This is a genomic window from Desulfobacula sp., assembly GCF_021107415.1.
Window position 1 is genome coordinate 1 of record NZ_JAIOSW010000302.1, and the last position, 4,856, is coordinate 4,856.

A 4,856-nucleotide genomic window follows, 5' to 3' on the forward strand; every position below is an offset into this window, starting at 1 on the left:
TGCAGCGATATTAAATTCTTTTCCCACATATTTTTTTAATGTCTTTATTTTTGTTGGGGACTCGACAATGATGAGGGGTTTTGTCAATGGGTTTCCTCCGAAATAGAATAGTAATTACCCTGATGGCGCGTCACAATACCTTCCAGTTCCAAATCCAGTAATTGGGATGTAACTTGTGAACACTCCATCCCGGCCTTCTCAATTAATACATCAATATGGACAGGGTAGGGTTCTAAAAAATACTTAATTTTATACTTATTGACTTTAGAACTGTTATAATGGGTCGATTTTTGTTTTTGTAAAGATTGTGAGGGCACAGGTTGGCAATTTTCTTTTTTTTCATGGATAAAATGGTGGAGCTCATCAACGATATCCATTTCATTTTCCACAAGCATGGCGCCTTGTTTAAGCAGAGAATGTGTACCCTCACTTTTTTTTGATTTTATACTTCCGGGAACAGCAAATACTTCGCGGTTATATTCAGTGGCCAGTCGAGCAGTGATGAGTGAACCACTTCTTTTGGCTGCTTCAACAACAATGCTTCCACAGGATAGCCCTGCAATAATTCGGTTTCGAATGGGAAAATTTGAGGGGAATGGATCGGTATTTATTTTAAATTCCGAAAAAATAGTTCCTTTTTGTGCAATGGCTTTAAACAGACCTGTGTTTTCTCTGGGATATATTTTATTCAACCCTGAACCCATAACTGCGATGGTTTTTCCCTGGGCTTTTAAGGCACCTTTATGTGCCATGGCATCAATCCCTCTTGCCAGGCCGCTGACAATCTGAAACCCTTTTTTAGCCAGTTTATATGAAAGGTTTTCAGAGGTACTCAATCCATATGAAGTCGCAGTCCTTGAGCCAATGACCGATATACAGGGAGAAGTATTATCCAGTTTGCCCAGGTATGTCAAAAAGGGGGGTGGATCTATAATCTGCTTTAATAAAACAGGATAGGAAGAATCCGTCAAAGTTATTATTTTAATATTTTTTTTAAAAATTAGGTCTAACTCTTTTTTGGCTATATCTTGAAAGGCTTTGTGATTTGTGATGCCTTTTATTATTTTTGCAGATATTTTATCAACCCTTCCAAGTTGGGTTTCAGAAGCCTTTAAAATATTGTCTGGCGATTGAAATTGATCAATCAATTTCTTATACATTGTATTCCCTAAAAAAGGGACTTCCCTTAGGATAAACCAGGGTAAATATTTTTCAAAGGAATCAAGCATTCTTAAAATGAGTATTATTCAAAATTCTTTAGGTTTTTTTGAGCTTTGTCTGCAGCCGGTGAAAAAGGATATTTTTTTATTACTTTTTTTAAATAGTGATGCGCCCTGTTGGAATCATCCAAAGATAGATATGAATAGCCAAGTTTTAAAATTGCATCTGGAACTTTTTCTGATTGTGGATATTTTGTGGTGAGATTTTTGAATACAAAGATTGCTTTTTTATAATCCCTCATGGAATAGTGACACTCACCAAGCCAATATACGGCATTGTCCGCAAGACTGTTTTGAGGATAATTTTTAATAAACACAGTGAACAGGCCGGCGGCACTCTTAAAATTGTCTTCAACTAAAAGATTTCTTGCTTTTTTATAGAGAACAGATGGTGTTGCAACTGTTTCTTTTTGAATGGGCTTTACAGCTGTTCTGGTTTTTTCAAGGGCAGAAATTTTTTTTTCTAATTTAATAATGTTGTCTTGAAGTTCCTGTATAGCAGCATCCTTATCTTTCATTCGACGGTTTAAATTTACCTGGTTTTTCTTAATATCACTTAGTTCAGATTCCATTCCGGATATCTTCATCTGATCAGATGGTTTCTCTTCATTGTTTCCTGCAGAACTTTTAAAATAATCAATAGAACCACAGGAAACAAAAAATAAAGATAGGACAAGAAGATAAATACTTTTATATAAATGGTTTTTTAAACCAGGCATAAAATTACCTTTTGTTAGCAGCAAGAACAATAGGGGTTGCTACAAATATGGAAGAATATGTACCAATAATAACACCAATAATCATGGCAAATGCAAAATTGTGAATAATCTCACCACCAAGAAAATATAAAGGAATCAGTACGACTAATGTGGTTACAGAGGTTAAAATTGTTCTTGAAAGTGTTTGGTTAATACTTTTATTAAACAGAGTGGGGAAGGTATCCATGGTTTTTACACCTTTTATATTTTCCCTTATTCTGTCAAAAACAATAATGGTATCATTTAATGAGTACCCGATGATGGTCAATAGCGCTGCAATGATCGGCAAAGAAAAATCCAGATTTAAAATTGAAAAAATACCTACGGTTATCAATACATCGTGTAACAGCGCAACCATCGCACCCATGGCGTATTTAAGCCGTAAGACCCAGAATAATGCCAGGGTTATAACCAAGGCTGCTGTAATTAGAACTGCCATACTTACATTAAATACAGACAAAAAATAGACAGCTGTCATTAATGAGCCGGCTGTTACGCCGGATAACATCCATTTTAATTCGAATCTGCCTGAAATATATATGGTAATAAAGAGTAAAGAATAAAACATGGCTAAAAGTGCTTTTTTTCTTAAATCTTTACCCACCTGGGGTCCAACCATCTCAACTCTTCTGATTTCAGGAGCAATTCCGGTGGATGCTTTGATGGCTTCAGAAATGGATTGTGACAATCCTTTGCTGGTCATTTCCAAGTTACTGGTTCGGATTAAAAATTCGTGATCTTGATCATGCCCGAAATTTTGTACGGAAGCATCCTTAAAGCCTATATTGGAAAGCCCGGATCGTATTTTCCCAACAGGGACCTGTTGGGAAAATTTGATTTGGATTATTGTTCCGCCAACAAAATCAATTCCAAAGTTAGGTCCTTTATGAATAATAAGAGACCCGATACTTAAGAGAATAAGGATAAGTGATAAAGCAAATCCAATTTTTTGTTTACCAATAAGGTCTATATTGATATCAGATTTGATAATCTGCATTGTTTATTTCCTTTATATACTTAGTTTTGACGATTGTTTATTTTTAAGAATAAAAATTAAAACGCTTTTTGTAAGAATCAGTGCCGTAAAAAGACTTGCAATAATACCAAGACAAAGGGTAATGGCAAAGCCTTTAATCGGACCTGTACCATATTGGTAAAGAACCAGGGCTGCAATAATGGTGGTCACGTTGGCATCAAGAATTGTCAGGGTTGCTCTGTCAAACCCTGAGATAACCGATGCCAGTGCTGTTTTACCGGATCTTATCTCTTCTCTGATTCTTTCAAAAATAATAACATTGGCATCAACCGCCATACCGATGGTAAGAATGATACCTGCAATTCCGGGCAACGTTAGGGTGGCCTGGAATGCCGCCAGTCCTCCTCCGATAAGAATAATATTAATGGTCAGTGCCAGATCAGCGATCAAACCGGCCTTTTTATAGTATACAGCCATTAACAGGACCACAAGAATTCCGCCGACAACCATTGAAATAAGGCCTGTACGAATGGAATCTGCGCCCAGCGTTGGGCCCACCGTGCGTTCTTCAATAATTTTAACAGGTGCCGGCAAAGAACCCGCTCTCAAAGCAATGGCCAGGTCCTTTGCTTCATTTAAAGTAAAATTACCGGTTATCACAGCTTTTCCCCCGGCGATTCTATCTTGAATGACCGGTGCTGAATACACGGAATTATCAAGTACAATGGCAAGGCGTTTGTGGATATTTTCTCCGGTGATACGATCAAAAATTCTGGCGCCCTTTCTATTAAACTCAATACCGACCTGGGGTTGCTGAAATTGGTCAAATTCAACTCTGGCATTGGTTAAAAGGCTGCCATCCAAAAGCACTCTTTTTTTGATTAAAAAAGGAATTTTAGTTGAAGTACCTGAACCTGGATTGTATTTATTTTGATAGAGTATCTCATCACCAACAGGAGGAGTTCCATTGACGGCTGAATTAACATCAGCATCCTCATCTACGAGTTGAAATGTCAATTGAGCGGTTTTCCCGATAAGGTCTTTTGCTCTTTCAGGATCCGTAATGCCGGGAAGCTGTATCAGGATTCTGTTCCCCCCCTGTATTCTAATATCCGGCTCACTGACACCAAACTCATCAATCCTGTTGCGGATGGTTTCCAGCGCCTGCTCAGTGGCCATCTTTTTAATATTATCCGTCTCTTTTTCCGGTAGGGATAATTTAAAGGTGATATTATTTTCATCTGCTTGTGGTTTATGAGTGATAAGGTTTTCAAAATTTTTGGAAAGAACCGTTTCAAACCCGGATTTGTTTTCATCCCCTTGAAATTTTGCAAGAATAGAGTTGTCTTTAAGACGGGAAATACCCAGATGCTTTACGCCTTCTTTTCTAAGCTGTTTTTTAATCTCTTGAATGGTTCGTTCCACTTCTGCTTCAACAGCTTTGATATTTTGAACTTCAAGTACAAGATGCATCCCTCCCTGAAGGTCCAGTCCCAAATTGATTTTTTTATGGGGCCAGCAATTGAAGAAAGTAGGTAAAAAACAAACAATGGCCGTTAAAACCACAATAAAAATCATGACACTTTTAAAGGTAAATAGCTTCAATCTAATTACTCCTAATGAATTTATTTTTTCTTTTTGTCTTCTTTTGAAACAGCAGCATCACCAGAAATTACGGCTGCAACATTTCCCCGGGAAATTTTTATTTTTACCTTTTCAGCAATTTCCAGACCAATGGTTGTGTCATCTATGCTTTGGATGGTTCCATAGATGCCGCCCGATGTGACGATCCTAACTCCTTTTTTGAGATTGGATATCATTGCTTTATGATCTTTAGCTTTTTTCTGCTGGGGTCTGATCAAAAGAAAATAAAAAATTGCAAACAAAATAATAATGGGTAAA

At 37.2% G+C, this 4,856-nt stretch carries 5 protein-coding genes; all 5 read right to left on the bottom strand.

The features are described from left to right. Positions 1-83: 83 nt before the first annotated feature. Positions 84-1,160 (bottom strand): DNA-processing protein DprA, encoded by a 1,077-nt coding sequence (gene dprA, locus K8S13_RS15675; protein ID WP_291463907.1) that lies wholly within the window; start codon positions 1,158-1,160, stop codon positions 84-86. A gap of 83 nt (positions 1,161-1,243) precedes the next feature. Beyond that, positions 1,244-1,939 carry a tol-pal system protein YbgF gene (gene ybgF, locus K8S13_RS15680; protein WP_291463909.1) on the bottom strand — a complete coding sequence of 232 codons (696 nt, stop codon included), beginning with the start codon at positions 1,937-1,939 and terminating at the stop codon, positions 1,244-1,246. Positions 1,940-1,943: 4 nt separating this feature from the next. After that, positions 1,944-2,975 (bottom strand): protein translocase subunit SecF, encoded by a 1,032-nt coding sequence (gene secF, locus K8S13_RS15685; RefSeq protein WP_291463911.1) that lies wholly within the window; start codon positions 2,973-2,975, stop codon positions 1,944-1,946. A 12-nt stretch (positions 2,976-2,987) separates the two neighbouring features. Next, positions 2,988-4,559, bottom strand: a complete 1,572-nt coding sequence (secD, locus tag K8S13_RS15690) for a protein translocase subunit SecD (protein WP_291463912.1) — start codon at positions 4,557-4,559, stop codon at positions 2,988-2,990. Positions 4,560-4,579: 20 nt separating this feature from the next. Continuing rightward, positions 4,580-4,856: preprotein translocase subunit YajC (gene yajC, locus K8S13_RS15695; protein WP_291463913.1), on the bottom strand; the 277-nt coding region annotated here is incomplete at its 5' end.